The sequence below is a fragment of the Arthrobacter sp. Rue61a genome (genome assembly GCF_000294695.2).
Taxonomy (GTDB): Bacteria; Actinomycetota; Actinomycetes; order Actinomycetales; family Micrococcaceae; genus Arthrobacter; species Arthrobacter aurescens_A.
Genome location: NC_018531.1, coordinates 1157002 through 1175123, shown reverse-complemented (window position 1 = coordinate 1175123; position 18122 = coordinate 1157002). Strand labels below are relative to the sequence as shown.

General features: G+C 62.4%; 17 protein-coding genes. 7 read left to right on the top strand and 10 right to left on the bottom strand.

Annotated features, from left to right (window positions below):
- Window positions 1-47: 47 nt before the first annotated feature.
- Window positions 48-785, bottom strand: coding sequence for a GAF and ANTAR domain-containing protein (locus ARUE_RS05510; RefSeq protein ID WP_043469867.1), 738 nt, complete (start codon window positions 783-785; stop codon window positions 48-50).
- A 267-nt stretch (window positions 786-1052) separates the two neighbouring features.
- On the opposite strand from ARUE_RS05510, the gene ARUE_RS05505 reads away from it, so the two are divergent.
- On the top strand, window positions 1053-1295 hold the full coding sequence (locus ARUE_RS05505; RefSeq protein ID WP_286140268.1) for a hypothetical protein: 243 nt from the start codon (window positions 1053-1055) through the stop codon (window positions 1293-1295).
- A gap of 9 nt (window positions 1296-1304) precedes the next feature.
- On the opposite strand, the gene ARUE_RS05500 is transcribed toward ARUE_RS05505, so the two are convergent.
- The 4 genes from ARUE_RS05500 to ARUE_RS05485 are packed head-to-tail and all read right to left on the bottom strand — an operon-like array spanning window position 1305 to window position 5250.
- A complete protein-coding gene (locus ARUE_RS05500) occupies window positions 1305-2327 on the bottom strand; it encodes a LacI family DNA-binding transcriptional regulator (RefSeq protein WP_043469864.1) in 1023 nt (340 codons plus the stop codon).
- 23 nt (window positions 2328-2350) lie between these two features.
- Window positions 2351-3097, bottom strand: coding sequence for a cupin domain-containing protein (locus tag ARUE_RS05495; RefSeq protein ID WP_051025056.1), 747 nt, complete (start codon window positions 3095-3097; stop codon window positions 2351-2353).
- Between the two features lie 55 nt (window positions 3098-3152).
- On the bottom strand, window positions 3153-4115 hold the full coding sequence (locus ARUE_RS05490; RefSeq protein WP_014921009.1) for a DUF6807 domain-containing protein: 963 nt from the start codon (window positions 4113-4115) through the stop codon (window positions 3153-3155).
- Window positions 4116-4143: 28 nt separating this feature from the next.
- Window positions 4144-5250 (bottom strand): Gfo/Idh/MocA family protein, encoded by a 1107-nt coding sequence (locus ARUE_RS05485; protein WP_014921008.1) that lies wholly within the window; start codon window positions 5248-5250, stop codon window positions 4144-4146.
- A gap of 201 nt (window positions 5251-5451) precedes the next feature.
- Between ARUE_RS05485 and ARUE_RS05480 the strand changes: the two genes are divergently transcribed.
- Window positions 5452-7809: a glycoside hydrolase family 3 N-terminal domain-containing protein gene (locus ARUE_RS05480; RefSeq protein ID WP_014921007.1), complete on the top strand. Its 2358-nt coding sequence runs from the start codon at window positions 5452-5454 to the stop codon at window positions 7807-7809.
- A gap of 52 nt (window positions 7810-7861) precedes the next feature.
- Window positions 7862-8362 carry a GNAT family N-acetyltransferase gene (locus ARUE_RS05475; protein ID WP_011773873.1) on the top strand — a complete coding sequence of 167 codons (501 nt, stop codon included), beginning with the start codon at window positions 7862-7864 and terminating at the stop codon, window positions 8360-8362.
- 30 nt (window positions 8363-8392) lie between these two features.
- On the opposite strand, the gene ARUE_RS05470 is transcribed toward ARUE_RS05475, so the two are convergent.
- Window positions 8393-9082 carry a hypothetical protein gene (locus tag ARUE_RS05470; RefSeq protein WP_014921006.1) on the bottom strand — a complete coding sequence of 230 codons (690 nt, stop codon included), beginning with the start codon at window positions 9080-9082 and terminating at the stop codon, window positions 8393-8395.
- 241 nt (window positions 9083-9323) lie between these two features.
- Between ARUE_RS05470 and ARUE_RS05465 the strand changes: the two genes are divergently transcribed.
- The 4 genes from ARUE_RS05465 (at window position 9324) to ARUE_RS05450 (ending at window position 13846) form a co-directional block, all read left to right on the top strand.
- Complete coding sequence (locus tag ARUE_RS05465; RefSeq protein WP_011773870.1) at window positions 9324-9755, top strand: VOC family protein; 432 nt, start codon at window positions 9324-9326, stop codon at window positions 9753-9755.
- Entirely contained in the window at window positions 9752-10246 is a 495-nt protein-coding gene (locus tag ARUE_RS05460; RefSeq protein ID WP_014921005.1) for a DinB family protein, read from the top strand. Before ARUE_RS05465 ends, ARUE_RS05460 begins: the two co-directional genes overlap by 4 nt.
- A gap of 42 nt (window positions 10247-10288) precedes the next feature.
- Complete coding sequence (locus ARUE_RS05455; protein ID WP_014921004.1) at window positions 10289-12205, top strand: HNH endonuclease signature motif containing protein; 1917 nt, start codon at window positions 10289-10291, stop codon at window positions 12203-12205.
- A 303-nt stretch (window positions 12206-12508) separates the two neighbouring features.
- Entirely contained in the window at window positions 12509-13846 is a 1338-nt protein-coding gene (locus tag ARUE_RS05450; RefSeq protein ID WP_011773867.1) for an amidohydrolase family protein, read from the top strand.
- Here the strand turns inward: ARUE_RS05450 and ARUE_RS05445 are convergent.
- From ARUE_RS05445 to ARUE_RS05430, 4 genes are all read right to left on the bottom strand, one after another.
- The gene (locus ARUE_RS05445; RefSeq protein WP_286140266.1) at window positions 13843-14484 is read right to left on the bottom strand and encodes a YesL family protein; all 642 of its coding nucleotides are present in this window, start codon (window positions 14482-14484) and stop codon (window positions 13843-13845) included. The genes ARUE_RS05450 and ARUE_RS05445 overlap by 4 nt on opposite strands.
- Window positions 14485-14558: 74 nt before the next feature.
- Window positions 14559-16208 (bottom strand): ABC transporter substrate-binding protein, encoded by a 1650-nt coding sequence (locus ARUE_RS05440; protein WP_043469861.1) that lies wholly within the window; start codon window positions 16206-16208, stop codon window positions 14559-14561.
- Window positions 16209-16213: 5 nt separating this feature from the next.
- Window positions 16214-17083, bottom strand: a complete 870-nt coding sequence (locus ARUE_RS05435) for a carbohydrate ABC transporter permease (RefSeq protein ID WP_014921001.1) — start codon at window positions 17081-17083, stop codon at window positions 16214-16216.
- 56 nt (window positions 17084-17139) lie between these two features.
- On the bottom strand, window positions 17140-18120 hold the full coding sequence (locus ARUE_RS05430) for an ABC transporter permease (protein ID WP_011773863.1): 981 nt from the start codon (window positions 18118-18120) through the stop codon (window positions 17140-17142).
- Window positions 18121-18122: the final 2 nt, after the last annotated feature.

The following is an 18122-nucleotide window of genomic DNA, read 5'->3' as shown; positions in this document are numbered from 1 at the left end:
CTGCTCCATGGTTGCCTCGGGTCACGAAACAGGTTCGGTGGGCGGACCTACTCCTCGAAGTGCGTGGTGATCTTCCCTGATGAAACTGCGGAGATGATCGACTTGGCCAGGTGCCGCAGCTTGATGTTGCGGTTACTGGACGCGGTGCGAAGGATGGTGAAGGCCTCGTCCTGGCTGCAGTGGTTCTGAGCCATGATGGCCCCGACCGCAAGATCGATCACCGTGCGGGACTGCATAGCCGCTGCAAGATCGTTCCGGGCATCGCTGAGCTGCGCGATCTTCAGGGCGAGCCGCAACGACTTTGAGGCGTGCGATGCGAAAACTTCAGCCCGCTCTACGTCCGCGTCGCTGAACGCGTCCGGCTGCTCGGAGTAAAGGTTCAACGCCGCACGCGTATCGCCTTCCACCAAAAGCGGGACGCTCAGGATGGATCGCAGCCCTGAATGCGAGGCAGCCTGCACATAGTCGGGCCAGCGGTGTTCCTGAAGAAGGTCTGGCACCATCACCGGCGTGAGCTTGTCCATGGCCGTGAGGCAAGGGCCATCAAAGTCGTTTTGAAGCTCGTCCATTGCTCTGGCGCGATCGTCGCTGCTGGCTGCGGTGGCCGACTTCTTGCGACGCAATACGGTGATGCCACAGAAGACGGGTGCTTCTGTGTGCGAGAGGCTTTCGGCGGAGAAAGCCGCCAGATCGCCGAGAAAAGCCTCGACGTCTTCGCTGCCCAGGACTAGATCCAAAAAGTATCCATTCTGGAGAGCTTCCTGCTCAGGGCGGGGGTTGACCATGCACGTTCCTACTGACTGAAATGCGTCCCCAGCAGACAGCAAAGGAGCGAATATTGCCGCCCTCTGCAAAACGGTCTGGCAATACCTTATCGCCCAACGATCAACGGTACAAAGTGCTGCACGGAACGGCCTGACCTGCGGATACGTGAGTCCGAATGTGCCATTTGTCAACTAAGGCAAGGGTTTCACGCAACCGGAAAAGTAAGTATGCTTACTAACACAATCCGAGATCCGCCATCCGGACAGTTAGTACAAAGGAGTCATCTGATGGGCGTAGAAGACAGCATCCGCAAGGCCACCGAAAACGCAATGGAAGACCTCGCCGGTACCTCCGATCCCGTCGACGACGGGCATGTCCCCGAACCCGGAGAAAAGGACGACGACATCCAGGTTCACTCCTCCATCAGCGAAGGCTCAAACGCCATGGACGAGGAGTCACCCAACGGCAATCGCAAAGGCGGACAGGGCCGTCATCGTGCGGACGGAGCGCCCGACGGCGGCCGGGGCTAGGAAAGAGCGCTAGGAAGCCGGGGCCGCCGTCGAGCCCCTCACCACCAGCTCCGTTCCCAGTTCGATCCTCTGCGGCAACTCCTCGTCCCCTTCAAGGTGACGGAGGAGTGCGCGCATGGCAGTCTCGGCCATCTGGACCACTGGCTGCCGGATGGTGGTGAGGCCGGGTTCGATCCACTCGGCAGCGGGAATGTCGTCGAAGCCGATAATGGAGAGGTCCTCCGGAATGCGCAACCCAGCGGATCGGGCTGCGCGGTAGGCACCGAGGGCCTGTGCGTCGTTACCGGTGAAGATCGCCGTCGGCCGCTCGGGAAGCGCCAAGAGAACTTCAGTCCCCCGGGCTCCCGACTCGGTGGAGAAATCGCCCGGAACCATGAGCGCAGAATCAGCCTCAACCCCACCTCGCCGCAACGCCGCCAAATACCCGTCCTCGCGGGCACTGCTGCACTGCAAATCCTCACGGCCGCCAATCATGCCGATCCGGGTGTGGCCAAGCTTCAGCAGATGCTCGGTTGCCGAGAAAGCACCGTCCCAGTTGGCGGCGCCAACCGTCATGAGGTCCGGTCCCGGCTGCCCCACTGGATCGATCAGGATCACGGGGATGCCAAGCGATTTAATGCGCTGGATCTGCTTGGAGTCCAGTTCGTAAACAGCCAGCAGCACGCCGTCGGACTTGCGCTCTGCTAGGTTCGCCAGCCACGGGCGGATCCGCGAACCGTCCAGCGACAGGCTGCTGACCACGGTGCCGTAACCGGCTTCCTGAGCCACGCGTTCCACGCCCTCGATGATCTCGCACGCCCACTCGGAGCCCATGCCAGGGAACACCAGGTCAATGAGGCCAGCCTTTTTGCTGCGCTTGGCAGGCCTGCGGGCGTAGTCGCGCTTGGCGATGATCTCTTCGACCTTGGCGCGGGTAGCCGCGGCGACGTGCGCGTGGCCGTTGAGGACCTTGGAAACCGTGGGCACGGAGACGCCAGCCTCCCGCGCAATCTCGCTGATCGTTGCACGCCCTGAATCCTGCTTGGTCACCACGGTCCCCACCTTCCAGCCGGAATTTACGTCCCAGCGACGACAGTTTCGGAAACTTCCCACGCTTGGATCCGGCCGCACATGCCATAGATCCTGCGGGATTTCCGTTCGCCCATCGTAGTCCTCGCCTCCTGCAAGTAGAAACTTTCCAACGACCCGAGAGAATCCAACTGCTGCCCCGTCACGGCTGCCTGCCGTTCCGCTCCCCCGCTGAGAAGGTCCCGCCAGCCCTCCGTCCTGGCGCTCACCAAACCCGCCGCTGCCGCATGGAATTCCGCGAGCGCCGAAACTCCCGACTCCAACACCGCGGCCTTCAGCTCCAAATACCCCTCCAACGCCAGATCCCGACGGCGGCGCGCAGCCGCCTCAGCGTCAGCGTCACCGGCGTCGGCGTCTTTCGACGCCAGGGATGCGGCGCGAGAGTAAGCGTCGACATCCACCAGGTGCTCGGCAGGGAAAGTCATGACGGCGTCCCCATTCTCCGGCAGCCCGGCATTCTGCATCACCACGAGGACCCTGAGGTCGCCACTGTCATTGATGGCGCGGTGGATAGTGCCGGGCGTGAACCAGACAACAGTCCCGGGCGCGAGCGGAGTAGAGGTAAAGCCGCGCGAATCCAGGGTTTCCAAGCGGCCTGTCCCCTGCTGCACTACATAGGCCTCCGTCGATGCCGTGTGCATATGCGGAGACCCGCCGGCTGCGCCGTCCAACCCCGGCCAATCGTAGATGCTGACCTCAGACACCGCCGTGGCACCCGGGAAAGAGGTGCGCATGTCAGGTGAAGTGCGCATATCAGGTGAGGTGCACATGTCAGGTGAGGTGCACATGTCAGGCCCAGGCATCCAGCGCGGACTTAGCGGCGTCGGCGAGCGCGGCGGCTTGCTCGTCCTCCAGCGAACCGTCGGTAATCACGACGGCGTAGCGGTAACTGAGCGGTTCGCTCACCTTCAGGGGGACTACTTCGCTGAAGAACGGGGCCGAGCCGAGGCAGGCGAACATGGAGGAGCGGGCGAACCACTGATTCGCGGCGCCAGGGTTGGCTTGGTCCTCGACGAACAGGATGCTGGACTTCCGGCATGTGACGTCGTGCTGACCAGTGAAGGCGATCCAGGGTGAGCGGGTGCCCATGAACTCGTCCGCGCCGGTCCCGTTTTCTGATCGGAACTCGCCGCCGGTGAAGGATCGGGGTCCACGCCAGAACAGGCCACCGTAGCCAGCGTTGTCGCGGCCTTCCGTGGTGGGGCTTCCGATGTCGATCTGTCCGCCGGAGACGTTCTCCATGGTGGTTTCGAAGAGGAGTGCCCACGCGTTTCCGGCCGGAAGGAGTTGGATGGCAAAGCGACGCTTTTCACTGATGAGGGGTTGGCCCTGCTGCCCGGGTCCGGCGGGTTGGGCAGTCCAAAGCATTGTTTCTGTGGCGGTAATACAGGTGCCGGATTCCTCGATGCTAGTGAACGCCTGATGGTTCATGGCGCCGTTGTTGTCCAGGTTGGCGTAGCCGGTCTCCCGTGTGTAGGTGGCTCCGCCCCAGAAGTTGTGCTCGCCTACGTTCGGCAGCGCCCAGGAAAGACCTTTGTGCCACACGTGGTCCCATGGCCGGGAGATGGTGACTTCGTCTCCTTCCAAGGTGGTCAGTGGATGGAAGTAGGGGCGGGGGCTTTCGTACTGGTCATCGGCCGGGAGGTAGGTGTAGCTCGCGATGTCTTGGTCCCCCACCGTGAAGGTTAGGGAACGGCCGTCGTCGCTATAGCTAAGGGTGTCGGTCACGGCGGACTGGGCGGTGGTGGTCATAAGGGTTCTCCGGTTTCAGTGAAGGAATTTAGAAGCGGGCTGTGGAGGCCAGGACACGGGTACCGCGGCCGTCGCCGTCCATGCCCTCGTAGAAGGCATGGCCGGGGACGATTTCCCCGCGGCGCACAGCTCGTCCGGTGAAGGCCGAAGCGTAAATTGCGGCAGCGAACTCCAGCGTCTGCCGAGCTGAGTCCGCGCCGGCTGGGAGCGGCAGCCCGGCGTCGAGCGCGTCATACATGGCAAGGAACTGAGCGGAGTGTCCGCTCCCCCGCTCCAACGGTTGGCCGGTCCACGCACCTGAAACGGCCTCTTCGTGTCCGGGCGCCGCCGTGATGGTCCAATCCTTGGTGCTGTAGCCGTAAAGGTGGCTGAGTTCGATGGTGGCGAACTCGCAGTCGACGCGGATGTCCGAAGTTTCGCGCGGTGAAAGCAACGAGTTGATCACCGTTGCGGCGGCGCCGTTGTCGAAGCGGACCAGCGCGGCGGAAAAGTCCTCGGTGGAGGTTGCGCGAGCTTGCCTTGAGGCGATGGCGCTGACCTCTTCCCACGGACCGAGCAGGTGGAGGAGAAGATCGAACTGGTGGATGCCGTGCCCCATGGTGGGTCCGCCGCCCTCCGCCTTCCAGGTGCCACGCCAAGGTAGGTCGAAGTACTCGTCCGGGCGGTACCAAAGGGTATCGCAGCGGGCCACGAGTGGGCGGCCAAAGTCGCTGCCGCCGATCAGGCTCCGTGCGGCTGCCGAGGCATCGCCGAACCGGTGCTGGAACACGCAGGAGAACTGCGCGCCGCCTCTGGCTGCGGCCTCGTTGAGGCGATCGAAGTCGGCCAGGCTCAAGGCCGGCGGTTTCTCTGACAGCACGTGCGCCCCGGCCTCGAGGCACTCAATTGCCTGGTCAATGTGCATCATGGGCGGTGTGCAGAGATGCACGATGTCCGGCTTGGCCTCGGCAAGCAGCTCCGTGAGGCTCTGGTAGCGGCCGGCTATTCCGTGGTTGTTGGCGAAGGCCTGTAGGCGTGCGTCGTCAACATCGCATGCGGCCACTAACTCGGCCCGATTGTCTGTGCGGGCGAGGTTGGATGCGTGCACTGCCGCGATTCCACCTGTGCCCACGATGGCCACTTTGTACGTCTGCATGTGTGAGTCTCTCCGTCGAGCTTGCTTGATCATGTCCGAAAGTTTCGTATCGCCATGTGAGGAATTTCCATGACTGAATTCCCGTCAGTGCTCAACGCTATGGAGAGTAGTCAAGCTAAGTCAAGGGATACGGGCTATGGAAAGTAAACATAGATTTCTGATAGTTTCTAAAAATCATCGTCAGAATCCAAGGAGAAGCCTGTGAGCACCGGCGCCGCCGATCAGCAAGCACTTGCCCGCATATCCGCATCGGACGTCGTGGAGCACCTCATCCGTGAAATGACCCTTGAGGAAAAGCTCGCGCAACTGGTGGGAGTGTGGGTCAACGCATCCACTGACGGCGATTCCGTGGCTCCCTTGCAAAGCCAGATGGCCGGTGACACGCGTTCTTGGGATGACATCATCGCCAACGGACTCGGGCAGATCACTCGCATGTACGGCACCGTCCCCGTGGAACCCTCCGAAGGCGCGCGCCGCCTGGCCGCAGCCCAGGAACAGATCATGGCCGCCTCCCGCTTCGGAATACCAGCGCAGGTTCACGAGGAATGCCTGGCCGGTCTGGCTGCCTGGAAGGCCACGGCCTTCCCTGTACCACTCGCCTGGGGCGCTACCTTCAACCCTGTGTTGGTGCGGGAAATGGCATCCCGTATCGGAGCGACCATGCGGTCCTTGGGCATTCACCAAGGTTTGGCCCCCGTCCTGGACGTGGTCCGCGATCTCCGTTGGGGCCGGGTGGAGGAAACCATCGGCGAAGACCCGTATTTGGTGGGCACGGTGGCCACCGCGTACGTGCAGGGCCTGGAAACCACCGGAATCGTGGCCACCCTCAAGCACTTCGTGGGCTACTCAGCTTCCCAGGCGGGCCGCAACCACGCGCCCGTCTCCATGGGCCCCCGAGAACTCGCCGACGTCATGCTGCCGCCGTTTGAAATGGCGATCCGCCACGGGGCCGCGCGTTCGGTGATGCACGCTTACACCGACGTCGATGGCGTACCGGCCGCCGCGAACCGCGCCCTTCTCACCGGGCTGCTTCGTGAGGACTGGGGCTTCGCCGGGACGGTAGTGGCCGACTACTTCGGCGTCGCGTTCCTGGACATCACCCACGGAGTAGCCGCTGACTCCGGTGACGCTGCCGTGCTGGCGCTGTCCGCAGGCGTTGACGTGGAATTGCCTACTGTGAACTGCTTTGGTGAGCCGCTGCTGCGTCGTATCCGCGACGGAGTACTGGACGAATCCGTGGTTGACGAGGCACTGCGACGGGTACTCACGCAGAAGGCTGAGGTTGGGCTGTTGTCGCCCGACTTCTCGGCCGTTCCTCCGGTGCTGTCCGGTAGTAGTGCGGCTGGTTCGATTGAGTTGGATCCCTCCGAGAACCGTGCGTTGGCGCGAGAGGTGGCCGCCCAGTCTCTGGTGTTGTTGAGCAACAGGAAGTTCCGTGATGCTCCGGCCCTGCCACTCGAACCGGTGGGCTCCCTGGCAGTTGTGGGTCCGTTGGCCGACGACCCCTTCGCCATGCTCGGCTGCTACTCCTTCGACGCCCATGTTGGTGCGTCGCATCCCGAGGTGCCGATGGGTATCTCTGTTCCTTCAGTCGCGGCCGTTGCAGCTGGGCGGTACGGATCTGTGCTCAGCTCAGTCACCGGTAATTGCGAATCGGCCACGGACGAGCAGATCGCCGAAGCTTGCCGTGTAGCGTCCGGCGTGGACACCTGTGTGGTGGTGGTCGGCGACAACGCCGGACTGTTTGGCCGGGGCACCTCGGGCGAAGGCAACGACGCCGCGGACCTCCGCCTCCCCGGCGACCAGCACCGGATGCTGGACCGTGTTCTCTCTGCATGCGAGGCGTCCGGGACTCGTGCCGTGGTGGTGGTTCTCAGCGGGCGACCCTACGCACTGGGCGACTTTGTTGACCGGGCGGACGCGATCGTCCAAGGCTTCTTCCCCGGCGAAGAAGGTGGCGAGGCACTCTGGGATGTGCTGACCGGCGTCGTGAATCCTTCCGGCAAGTTACCTGTCTCGGTGCCCCAATCCTCCGGTGGCCAGCCAGGCACGTACCTTCATTCCAAGCTCGCCGGTCCCAGCGGGGTCAGCGCGCTGGACCCCTCGCCGCTGTTCGGTTTCGGGCACGGCCTTTCCTATACGACGTTTGAGCTGTCCGATCACCAGCGCAGTGCGCCGACGATGTCGACGTCGGACTCGGTGGTTGTGAGTTGCTCTGTGACGAATACTGGTTCGCGTGCTGGCGCTGAAGTTGTCCAGCTGTACCTGACGGACCCGGTGGGCGAAGTGGTTCGTCCCGTCCGCGAGTTGATTGGCTACGCCCGCGTCGAACTGGAAGCCGGCCAATCCGTCGTCGTGGATTTTGTGGTTCACGCGGACCGCACGTCCTTCACCGGGCTGGACCTTAAGCGCGTGGTGACGTCAGGGCTGGTGGAGCTGCACGTTTCCACGTCCAGCGTGTCCGATGTTGCTTCGCATGAGGTCATCCTGCACGGGCCGCGACGAGTTGTGGGGTTCGAGCGGGAGATGCTGACGCCGGTGGAGGTGCGGCAGCGCTAACGTACCGGCACTACTGCTGAAGGTACAGGCATGGTGTCGGTAGGCTTTTGAGATGCTCCCCCACCCGACGGACAGGCTTCGCTTCCGCGAAATGACACCGTCCGACCTGGACGTGATGAGCTCGATGCTCGGCGATCCCGCGGTCATGACGTACTACCCGGCGCCGAAAACCCGGGAAGAAACAGCAGCTTGGATCGCTTGGAACCAGGCGAATTACGCTCGCGACGGCTTTGGGCTCTGGATTATTGAAACGCACGACGGCGGCTTCGTGGGCGACTGCGGGCTGACATGGCAAAACGTAAATGGGCGGCCCGAGCTCGAGGTGGGCTACCACGTGCGATTGGAGCTTCAGGGCAGGGGGTATGCAAAGGAAGCGGCCTTGGCGTGTATGGAATATGCCCGGACTTTGCTCGGGACGACCAAACTGGTGGCGATCATCCACCCGGACAACGTTGCGTCGCGACGGGTTGCCGAGGCTATTGGGATGCGGCACCTTGAAGACGATCTGGGCGGATCCATGGTGCGGACCGTGATGGGCGTTGAGTTCAGCTAGCTGTTGTAGCGTCCCGACCCCCTTTTTGCGTCAAGCAGATCGGACATCCGTTTCCGGGTCCCTGCGAGTGTCGAGCATGCTGATGATTTTGCTCTCCAGCGCGGCAACGGTCGCCTCGGGCAGGACGATCAGGCCATCCAGTTCCTTGCGGGCTCGTTTGTACGCGGTTTGACGTTCGGCGGGCGTGGCTGCGGTGTCCTCCGCGATCCGTAGCAGCTTCCGTGCCGTAGCCAGCCGTTGCCGCTCAGGGCCGGTGAAGTTGCCATCTTTGATACGCCTGGCTTCCCGTTCGGCAACGTCGAAAGCGAGTTCGTAGCTGTGGACTGCCGCGCGGTACTCAGCCAGCCGGGCCGGCGTCGAAATTTCTTCCGGGGTTGCGGGCCGCAAGCCGTCGGCTTCTTTCTTGGCCCGCAGGAAGGCGACGGTGAGCGGTTCGCGGACGTCCGTCATGAGCGGGAAATCAATGAGGTTGCCGACGTCTAGCTCGTAATCCAGCCACCTGTGATTCACCGAGTCATGCGCGGCAATCAACGAAACAACCTCAGCCTGGTTGGCTTCCTCGTGCACCGCGAGTTGGTTCCGCAACTTCAGCAACTCAACCTTCCGGCGGTGCCGCTCTGCGCTGGCCTTGGACCACTGACTTGCCCAGCCACCAGCCATCCCGCCGATCGGGAAAATGAGCCACCAGTAACTGCCAAGGAAATCGAAGAGGGGTTCCACTGCTCCATCCTCCCACCAGCTCTGACCGGGCCTCAACAGGACCCGGCAAGTCTGCCTATTCCGTGATGTTGAGTGGTTTCGTGGGGAGAACGCAGGAGGCCGCACCCCGTGGTGACCGCCGTCGTTAACGTCGCCGCAGATATCGCCAGCGCCACGCGTTGAAGCAGGCGCTGGGTCTGGGCTGCTTCAACCATGCCCTCATTGTGGCATTGCCGTCGTACCTTCCCGCTACGATGCCCGTATGGACCAGCGACTGCATTTCCTCACATTCGCCACCAAGGATCTCGACGCCGCGCGCGCGTTCTACAAGGACGGGCTCGGCTGGGATCCGGTTATGGATGTTCCCGGCGAGATCCTCTTCTTCCAAGTAGCACCAGGACTGATGCTCGGCCTGTTCGACGCCGCGAAGTTCGATCAGGACCTCGGCGCTACTGCTCCGACGCCGGGAGTCAGCGGCGTGACACTCTCACACAACGTGAGCAGTGCGGCGGAGGTTTCCAGCACCATCGACACCCTGACGGCGGCGGGCGCCACTGTGGTGAAGCCCGCCCAAGCAGGCGCTTTCGGCGGCATCTTCCACGGCCATGTCAAGGACCCGAACGGAATCGTCTGGGAGATCGCGCACAACCCCGGCTGGCGCGTTGACGACGACGGCAAGGTGGTTTTCGGATGACTGCGTTCCCTCCGACGTTCGCTGACGACGTCATCAACCAAGATTCTCGAGCTCAGTTCGATAGCTTCTTGGAGGAGCACCGCAGGGCCCTGAACGCCAGCTTGGATGGACTCACCGAAGAGCAAGCACGACGGTCTTTGGTGCCTTCCCGCACAACTCTTCTAGGCTTGGTGAAGCACGCAATCTTCGTGGAGAAAGTGTGGTTCGACGAAGCCATTACGCAGAGGCCCCGCGCAGAGATTGGCATCCCGGCATCACCCGACGAGTCGTTCATTCTGGACGACAACGACACCATTGCCAGCATTCAAGCAGCTCACCGCGAGGCGTGCGAAGCTTCCAGGCGGGCTGCGGCTCCCCTTGGGCTTGACGACCTTCTGCTGGGAAACCGCCGCGGTCCGCTGCCGCTCAGATGGGTTTACCTGCACATGCTGCGGGAGCTCGCCCAGCACTGCGGTCACGCCGATATCCTGCGGGAACAGGTCACGTCGTAGCCGCGAGCTAAAAATGTCAGACCCCCATGACAGGGTTGTTTCATGGGAGCCATCGGGACAATCTTCGCGCAGCGGGTTAGGGTGTCGCGCGCGTCGATGTTCCCACGAGGCGTCCCCGCTAAGTCACTAGGCGTGCCAGGGAGGATTGCCGCGTTCAAAAGCACGACGGCGGCAGGCACCCTCGCGGATCGCCCCCGGGCCGGTGAGCTGCTTCGCGGGCCGGAGTCGTTGACATGGTCGTCGGGATTCAGCTCGACCGCAAACGTGAACCCCGTGGCCATGGATCATGGTATGCGTATGACGCAGGCGGACGACGCCCTGAGCTCGCTCCGCGAATCCATCGCCGACGAGGCCCTGCTGTTCGGGTTTGTTGAGGCCGCGGATTTTGCTGGCAGGGTCGAGGAGATCTCCCGGTCGGTGGAGTACTTGCAGCTGGTTGCTGCGCAGGCGGTGGAACGGACCCGGAAGGAAGCTCAGCAAGCCCGGCCGGGGGTGTCGGCGGCAGCGCCGGAGTGGCGGACGGGGTGGACTGAGCCAGCCGGTGCTTCGGCGGTTGCTGGAGACGCAGCGTCACCAGGTGCCGGCCCGGCGGGAGCATTCCCGGCGGGAGCATTCCTGGCGGGAGCGAGCCACAGTGCGGCCCACGTGAGTGCGGCTCTGGCGGGAGCAGCCCATGCCGAGGCGACGGCCCCGGCGGGCAGTTTTTTGGATGATGGGTATCGGAACGCGGCGGAGTTCCTTCGGGCACGGTTGCGGATCGGTATCGGAGAGGCCCGGCGCAGGCTTGCCCTCGCCGCCGAGGTCCTCCCCCAGGCCGGCATAACCGGGCAGGACGTCCCGGCCCGGCGTGAAATCCTCGCCGACGCCATCGGATCGGCTTTGGTGCCCTCCCGGTCCGCGACGATCATCAGTACCGCCCTGGACAAAGTCCGGCACCTCGCAGAACCCGGGACCATCACCGACATGGAACACGCCCTCACCAACACCGCCATCGAATCCGACCCGGACTTCGTCACCAAAATGGCCAAACGATGGACCGACCTCATCGACCAAGACGGCCCCGAACCCACTGAAGAAGCACTCCGGCAACTCCAAGGCGCGTTCCTCCGCCGCCGACGCCGCCACGGACTCCACCACCTCGAAATCTTCGCCACCGCCGAACAATACGAAACCCTCACCACCGCCATGAACGCCGCCACCAACCCCCGCCTCAATGGTCCGGAGTCCGGCACGGCACCCAGCGAAGGCCCGGATCAAGGACCTGGCACAGGATACCCGGCCGGATCAGGAGCCGACGAAGCAACCATGCAAGAAGCAGATCTCGGATCAAGCGGCCCGGACCTGGACCGGCGCTCCAGGGCCCAGAAACTCCTCGACGGCCTCGTCGGTGCGTGCAGCGTCGCGATGAGCACCGCGAAACTCCCGTCGAACGGCGGCCTCCGACCCCAAGTCACCGTCACCATCGACCGCCGCGACCTCTTCAACCAACTCCAACTCAGCCACACCCAGCCCGGCTCCGGGAACCGGCTCAGCACCGGCACAGCCACGTTCACCGGCCCGATCCACCCGAACACCATCCGCAAAATCGCCTGCGACGCCGACATCCTCCCCGTCCTGCTCGGCAGCGACTCCCAAATCCTGGACATCGGCCGCACCACCCGGATCTTCCCACCCCACCTCCGCAAAGCCATCACCGCCCGCGACCAAGGCTGCGCCTTCCCCGACTGCACCATGCCCGCACCCTGGTGCGAAGCCCACCACACCACCTACTGGTCCCACGGCGGCACCACATCAACCAACAACGGCACCCTGCTCTGCAGCCACCACCACCACCTCATCCACAAGGAGCAATGGCGCATCGACATGACAACAGGCATCCCCTGGTTCATCCCCCCACCCCACATCGACCCCCACCAAAAACCCAGACGCAACCACCACCACACACCCCACAAGACATAAGTGTGTTGCGTGGGATACGCCGCGGGCGTAGGTGAAAGTGAACTTCGGGGTCTGATTATTGGGAGGGCCACGCGACACTTTGCTCGCTTCCGGGCAGCTCCCCGTGTCGGCCCGTGCCCGCAACGAAGAGGATCCCACGTCCCCGACAAGCGAGTCCCCATTTTGGCATACCAAAACTCCGAAATTATCGCAATCGTCGCTGATATCACTTGCATCGAGGTGCGAGACTGGGGCATTCTGGAATACCAAATGCATACCGCCGTCAATGGCGGCTCCGACAGCTCGTCCCCCAGGAGTACAACGATGTGCCTTCACGATCACACCGCAGCCCCCACGCCCAAGGGTGAACTGCCTCGCCGAGGGATCCTCGCCGGAGCCGCCGCACTGGCCGGGATCTCCGTAGCGGGCATTGCCGCGCAGTTGGCATCAGCGCCCGCGGCCCTCGCGGATAACGCCCCGTCCGGACCGAACTACCCCGGCAAGCCTCTGCCTACCCAAGCAGTGATCATTGAGGGTGGAACCGTGGTGGACCCCAAGACCGGCGATGCCGTGGCAGACGGCGTGCTGGTTCTCGACGGCGGCAAGGTCACCGCCGTCGGAAGCCGCGACGAGACGCGGAAGGCAGTGGCCGCCGTCGCAAAGCGTGCCCGCGTACTGAACGCTTCGGGCAAGTGGGTGCTCCCTGGCCTCGTCGATGCCCACGTCCACGCCAACGCGCTGGCCGATGCCCGCGCGCTCCTGCAGGGTGGGGCCACCAGTGTCCGCAGCGGCTCTAGCACCTTTTACCAGGACATTGCCTTGGCCGCCCTGCCGTCGTGGGCCCCCGGTCTCTCACCCAGGATGACACCGGCAGGCTTGTTCATCTCCCCGGATCAGGGCGATTCCCTCTTGGCCGATCCGGATCTGGCCCCTTTGGCGACGCTGAGTGGCGGAGTCAAGGAGCCCCAGGATCTTGCGTACCTCACCCGTGTCAACCTCAAGCGCGGTGCCCAGGTCATCAAGACCCGCGCCAACCCACGGGCGGGCCTTCCCGAGCAGGACCCCCGCGAACTGGTGTACAACGTGGACCAGATCGGAGCGATCGTCAAGGCGGCCAAGGGTGCCGGCGTCCTCTGCCACGCCTACAGCGCCGAGGGCATTGATGGCGCAGTCCGGGCCGGTGTCCGAAGCATCGAGCACGGCGTCTTCATGACGGAGAACACCATCAGCGAGATGGCCCGACGCGGGACGTTCTTCACGCCCACCATGGATGCCATCACCAGCATGGCCAATTCTGCGAACCCTATTCTGGCCGCCCGCGGTAAGGAGTACACACCCATCTTGCAGGCCGCAGTCCGTGCAGCCAAGGATGCCGGCGTCACCATCGTGGCCGGAACAGATTCCTTCGGAACGGATGTCACGCCAATCGGCACCGAAGCCCGGCTGCTCGCTGAAGCCGGCCTCACCCCCTTGGAGGCACTCCAAGCCGCCACCACGAATGCTGCCCGTTTGCTTGGACGGGGCGAAAGCGTGGGACGGCTGGTCACCGGCTCGATGGCCGACGTCGTGGTGGTTGACTCCGATCCGTTGACGGACGGCTCCGCTTTGGAGAAGGTCAGCACGGTAATCGCGCAAGGTGCTGTAGTCCGGACGAACCTCTAGCCGCCCTCGGAAGGCCCGGCGGCCACCGTGAACCTGGCCTCAACAGACGCCAACAATGTCCGGGAGTTAAGGCACGCCAGGTACACCACGAGTCCAGCGACGAACAGGATCAGCCAGGCGGTTGTCATGACCAGGACAAAAGCGGTGACAAACAGGATGCCGGCATTCCCCAACGACACCCTCCGCTGTGCGCCCAAGGTGTAGACGGACAAGCGGTAGATATCCCTGGTGCGGAAAGTGAAGCGGGACAGGAGGAGCATCGCGTTCATGGCTGCAGTGCAAACCATGAGCGCGAGCCCTACCAGCCCTACCCGCGCGGCCAACTGGACAGGATCCGCTTCGCCGGACCCCGGCGAAGCGGATCCTGGCAGGACGCTCAGGTTGAACGCGATGATGCCGAGGAAAAGCATGTACGGCAGCCACACCGCCACTGCTTGGCCGAAGTTGCTCCGATAGGACTTCAGGAAATCCTGGAACACCCCGCTGTCCTCGCCTGCCAGGAGCCGGTTGAAGGCGTAGCAGGAAGCCACAACGGAGGGCCCAAGCAGCATAAATCCCAGCAACGCCAGAGGACCAACCCCGTGCAACAGTGGAACAACCAGCACGTTCGCCAGCACCAGTAAAGTGCTGCCGACCATAACGCCGTATACCGTGCCCGCCGCTTTGAATAACGGCCCGGACCCGTATTCTGCCTTCCTGCCTGCCATCTGGACTATTTCTTGTCCGCGTAAGCCTTGTAGGCCTTGTTCGCCAGCTCGACGTACTTTGTCTGTCCCTTGCTATCGAGTTCCTTCACATAGGCGTCGAACTCGCTGAGGCCGCGCTGCCCGGTAATGAACTTGAGCGTGTTCTGCTTGACGTGGTCCTTGAGCGGGGTGAGCGCCAATGTGGCTTGTTCGCGGTCGACGTCGTTGAATGGCACTGGCGGCGCAACCGGGCGCGGCTTCTTGGACTTCATGGCCTTCTGGAACGCGAGTTCCTCATCGTTGAACGTGGAATGCAGCAGTTCCGTAGCGCCACCATAGGCGAAGTTCCCACCAGAGAAGCCGTAGTCCACCCGCAGGTCCTTGGTCCCGGCGGGGTTGAGTCCCTGGAAGTTGATATCGGCGGCGAGTTGGCGCTTCCCGCCGGACTTGGTGAACGTGGTTCCTTCCACGCCCCACTTGCTGAACTCCTGGCCGGCGTCGCTGTAGAACAACCAGTCGATGTATTGGATGAGCGCCACAAAGCTGTCCTTGTCCTTTACGGACGAGTTCAACATGATGCCGTTCTCCAGCCGGGTCCCGCCGATGATGTCCCCTGCCGGGCCTCCGGGAACCGTGATCTTGCCGATCTCGAAGTTGCCCTTGCCCAAGGTCTGTTCCATGGAGGTGCGGTAAGTGATGACGTTCTGCGAGTTGGCACTGATAACAAACGATTTGCCGGAGACGAACTTTTGAATGGCGGCGTCGTCGGTCTGCGTGAAGCTTTCGGGGTCCATCAATCCTTCGGAAACCAAGGAGTTGAAGTAGGTCACCACTTCCTTGAACTCGCCGGAGCCGGCAGCGAAGCCGAACTCCTTCTTGTCTGCATCAAACTGCAGCCCATCCACCAAGCCCCAACCCGCCACGGTTCCAAAGGACGGGGCGGCAACGTTGAGGACGCAGTCACCTTTGAAGCGGTCCGAGAAGGGCACGACGTCGGGATAAGACTTCTTGAGCGACCGCAACACTTCGCGGAACTCATCCCAGGTGGTGGGCTCGGCAAGCCCTTCCTTCTTCAGGATGTCTTTCCGGAGGCACAGCGAGTAGTCGGGCCACAGTTCCTCGTGCAGGCCGGGAAGGACGTAGTACTTGCCGTCTTCCTGGGTGAGCGCTTCAATCTCGGGCTCAAGCTTCCACTTCTTCACCTTCTCCTGGAAGTGCGGCATGAGGTCCACATAGTCGCTGACGGGGAGAACCGCCCCGGCGGAAACGAACGCCGCTTCCTGCCCGGGGTACGTTTTCGCGATGATCTCGGGGGCGCTGCCGGAGCTGATGAGCAGGCTGCGCTTCTGCTCATAGTCGCTGTTGGGAACGATGGTGGGTTCCAGTGTGACGTTGTTGTCGCTGGCCATCTTGGTGAACAGAAGCCAGTCCTTTTTGTACGGGTAGGTTGGCTGGTCCGAGAACAGGAAGGTGAACATCAAAGGCACCGTCGCCTTGAAGGTGTCTCCTACCTTGAAGCTGTCCATCGCACCGTTGCGGGATTTGGTGGTGTCTACTTTCTCGGCGGTGTCGGAGTCGCAACTTGTCATCATCAGACCGATGGTGACCACGGATGCGAGTCCAAGGAAGTCGCGCCGACGGAACTCTCGCTTGTGGATCATTGAATGCCCTTTCATAAGTGTTATTCCTTGACGGACCCGAGCATCACGCCCGAGAAAAAGTACTTCTGGACGAATGGGTAGATACAAAGGATGGGGATGACGGTCAGGACGATGGTGACCGACTGGATGTTCGCGGCGATCTGGCCGACGTTTTCCGCTGTGCCGCCGGCTGAGCCCGCTGTGGTGACTCCGGCGATCATGTTGCGCAAGTAGATGGTGACCGGAAAGAGATCCGGGTTGTCGAGGTAAAGGAAGGCCTGGAACCAGGAGTTCCAGTTGGCCACCGCGTAGAACAGCACCATGGTGGCCACGATTGCCTTGCTGAGCGGCAGCACAACCCTGAAGAGGACGCCGTACTGGGTGAGCCCATCAATGGATGCTGCTTCTTCCAGCTCACGGGGCATGTTCTCGAAGAACGACTTCATGATGAGCAGGTTGAACACGCTGATGGCGTTCGGCAGCACCACAGCCCAGATGGTGTCCCGCATGCCTAGTGAACTGATGAGGACGTAGTTGGGAATCAGTCCGCCGTTGAAGAACATGGTGAACACTGCAAGGCCGATGAAAACGCTGCGCCCCTTGAGTTCCTTCTTGGCGATTGCGTAGGCGAAGGACGTGGTCAGCACCATGGAGATCGCCGTCGCCACTACCGTGTACAGCACGGTGTTGCCGTAGTTGTTCCAGAACGTGGAGTCAGCCAGGATCAGCTTGTAGGTTTCGGTATTGAACCCCATAGGGAACAGGTTGACCTGCCCGGCGTTGATGAAGCCCTCGCTGGAGAACGACTGGGCAATGATGTTCAGGAACGGGTAGGCCGTCAAGAACACCACGAGCAGCAGGAACACCAGGTTGAGGGCCCGGAAGACCCGCATGCCGGTAGACACTTTCATGTCTTTCAGGAGGACGCCTTGGGCTGGAGCACCCTTGATGGCAGTAGCTGTCTTGTTCACCACAGGCTCGTTCCTGCGACGCGCTTGGAGATCGCGTTCGCTGAGAGGATCAGCGTGAGGCCAATGACGGATTCGAACATTCCGATTGCGGCCGCGTAGCTGAAGTTGCTGGATTCCAAACCCACCCGGTACAGGTAGGTGGAGATGACATCTGACGTTGCGTAGTTGAGCGGGTTGTAGATGAGGAGGATCTTCTCGAACCCCACCGCCATGAACGTGCCGATGTTCAGGATGAGCAGCGTGATGATGGTTGGCCTGATGGCGGGAAGGGTCACGTGCCAGGTCTGTTGCCAGCGATTGGCGCCATCGATCCTGGCCGCCTCATACAAGGACTCATCCACGCGGGTCAGCGCCGCGAGGTAAAGGATGGCACCCCACCCCATGGTCTGCCACACCTCAGAGCTGATGTACATGGGCCGGAACCAGCCCGGATCCTGCGTGAAGTTCACGGTGGTTCCGAACAGGGTTTCCGCGATCTGGTTCACGGTGCCGGTCATGGAGAAGTTCTGCAGGATCATTCCGGCGATGATCACCACTGACATGAAGTGCGGCAGGTAGGCCACGGTCTGCACGAACTTCTTGAACTTCTGCGATCTGAGTTCGTTCAGCATCAACGCGAAGATGATGGGCATCGGAAAGCAGAAAACCAACGTCAGGACACCCAGGATGATGGTGTTCTGGAAGGCCTGCCAGAAGCTGGGGTCGTTGATGAACAGGGTGATGTATTTGAAGCCCACCCATTTCTCGCCGAAGATACTTCCGCCCGGCTGGAATTGGCGGAACGCGATCACGTTTCCGGCCATCGGCAGGTACCTGAAAATCAACAGGTACAGCAGCGGCAGTGCCAACAGCGTGTAGAGCCGCCAGTCGCGTTTGAGGGCCAACTTCCAGCTGCCGGGCTTGTCGCGCCGCTTCTTTGCCTGCCCGGGCTCAGCGCCCGGGACAACCTTGGGGGGAACGTCCAGTCGTAGTGCCATGG

Excerpts from the sequence above, each read along its gene's own strand:
- ARUE_RS05435 (WP_014921001.1), bottom strand. The coding sequence starts at position 17,083 with ATGAAAGTGTCTACCGGCATGCGGGTCTTCCGGGCCCTCAACCTGGTG.
- ARUE_RS05505 (WP_286140268.1), top strand. The coding sequence starts at position 1,053 with ATGGGCGTAGAAGACAGCATCCGCAAGGCCACCGAAAACGCAATGGAA.
- ARUE_RS05440 (WP_043469861.1), bottom strand. The coding sequence starts at position 16,208 with ATGAAAGGGCATTCAATGATCCACAAGCGAGAGTTCCGTCGGCGCGAC.
- ARUE_RS05495 (WP_051025056.1), bottom strand. The coding sequence starts at position 3,097 with ATGCGCACCTCTTTCCCGGGTGCCACGGCGGTGTCTGAGGTCAGCATC.
- ARUE_RS05510 (WP_043469867.1), bottom strand. The coding sequence starts at position 785 with ATGGTCAACCCCCGCCCTGAGCAGGAAGCTCTCCAGAATGGATACTTT.
- ARUE_RS05450 (WP_011773867.1), top strand. The coding sequence starts at position 12,509 with ATGTGCCTTCACGATCACACCGCAGCCCCCACGCCCAAGGGTGAACTG.
- ARUE_RS05490 (WP_014921009.1), bottom strand. The coding sequence starts at position 4,115 with ATGACCACCACCGCCCAGTCCGCCGTGACCGACACCCTTAGCTATAGC.
- ARUE_RS05485 (WP_014921008.1), bottom strand. The coding sequence starts at position 5,250 with ATGCAGACGTACAAAGTGGCCATCGTGGGCACAGGTGGAATCGCGGCA.
- ARUE_RS05430 (WP_011773863.1), bottom strand. The coding sequence starts at position 18,120 with ATGGCACTACGACTGGACGTTCCCCCCAAGGTTGTCCCGGGCGCTGAG.
- ARUE_RS05445 (WP_286140266.1), bottom strand. The coding sequence starts at position 14,484 with ATGGTCGGCAGCACTTTACTGGTGCTGGCGAACGTGCTGGTTGTTCCA.
- ARUE_RS05455 (WP_014921004.1), top strand. The coding sequence starts at position 10,289 with ATGGGAGCCATCGGGACAATCTTCGCGCAGCGGGTTAGGGTGTCGCGC.
- ARUE_RS05460 (WP_014921005.1), top strand. The coding sequence starts at position 9,752 with ATGACTGCGTTCCCTCCGACGTTCGCTGACGACGTCATCAACCAAGAT.
- ARUE_RS05465 (WP_011773870.1), top strand. The coding sequence starts at position 9,324 with ATGGACCAGCGACTGCATTTCCTCACATTCGCCACCAAGGATCTCGAC.
- ARUE_RS05475 (WP_011773873.1), top strand. The coding sequence starts at position 7,862 with ATGCTCCCCCACCCGACGGACAGGCTTCGCTTCCGCGAAATGACACCG.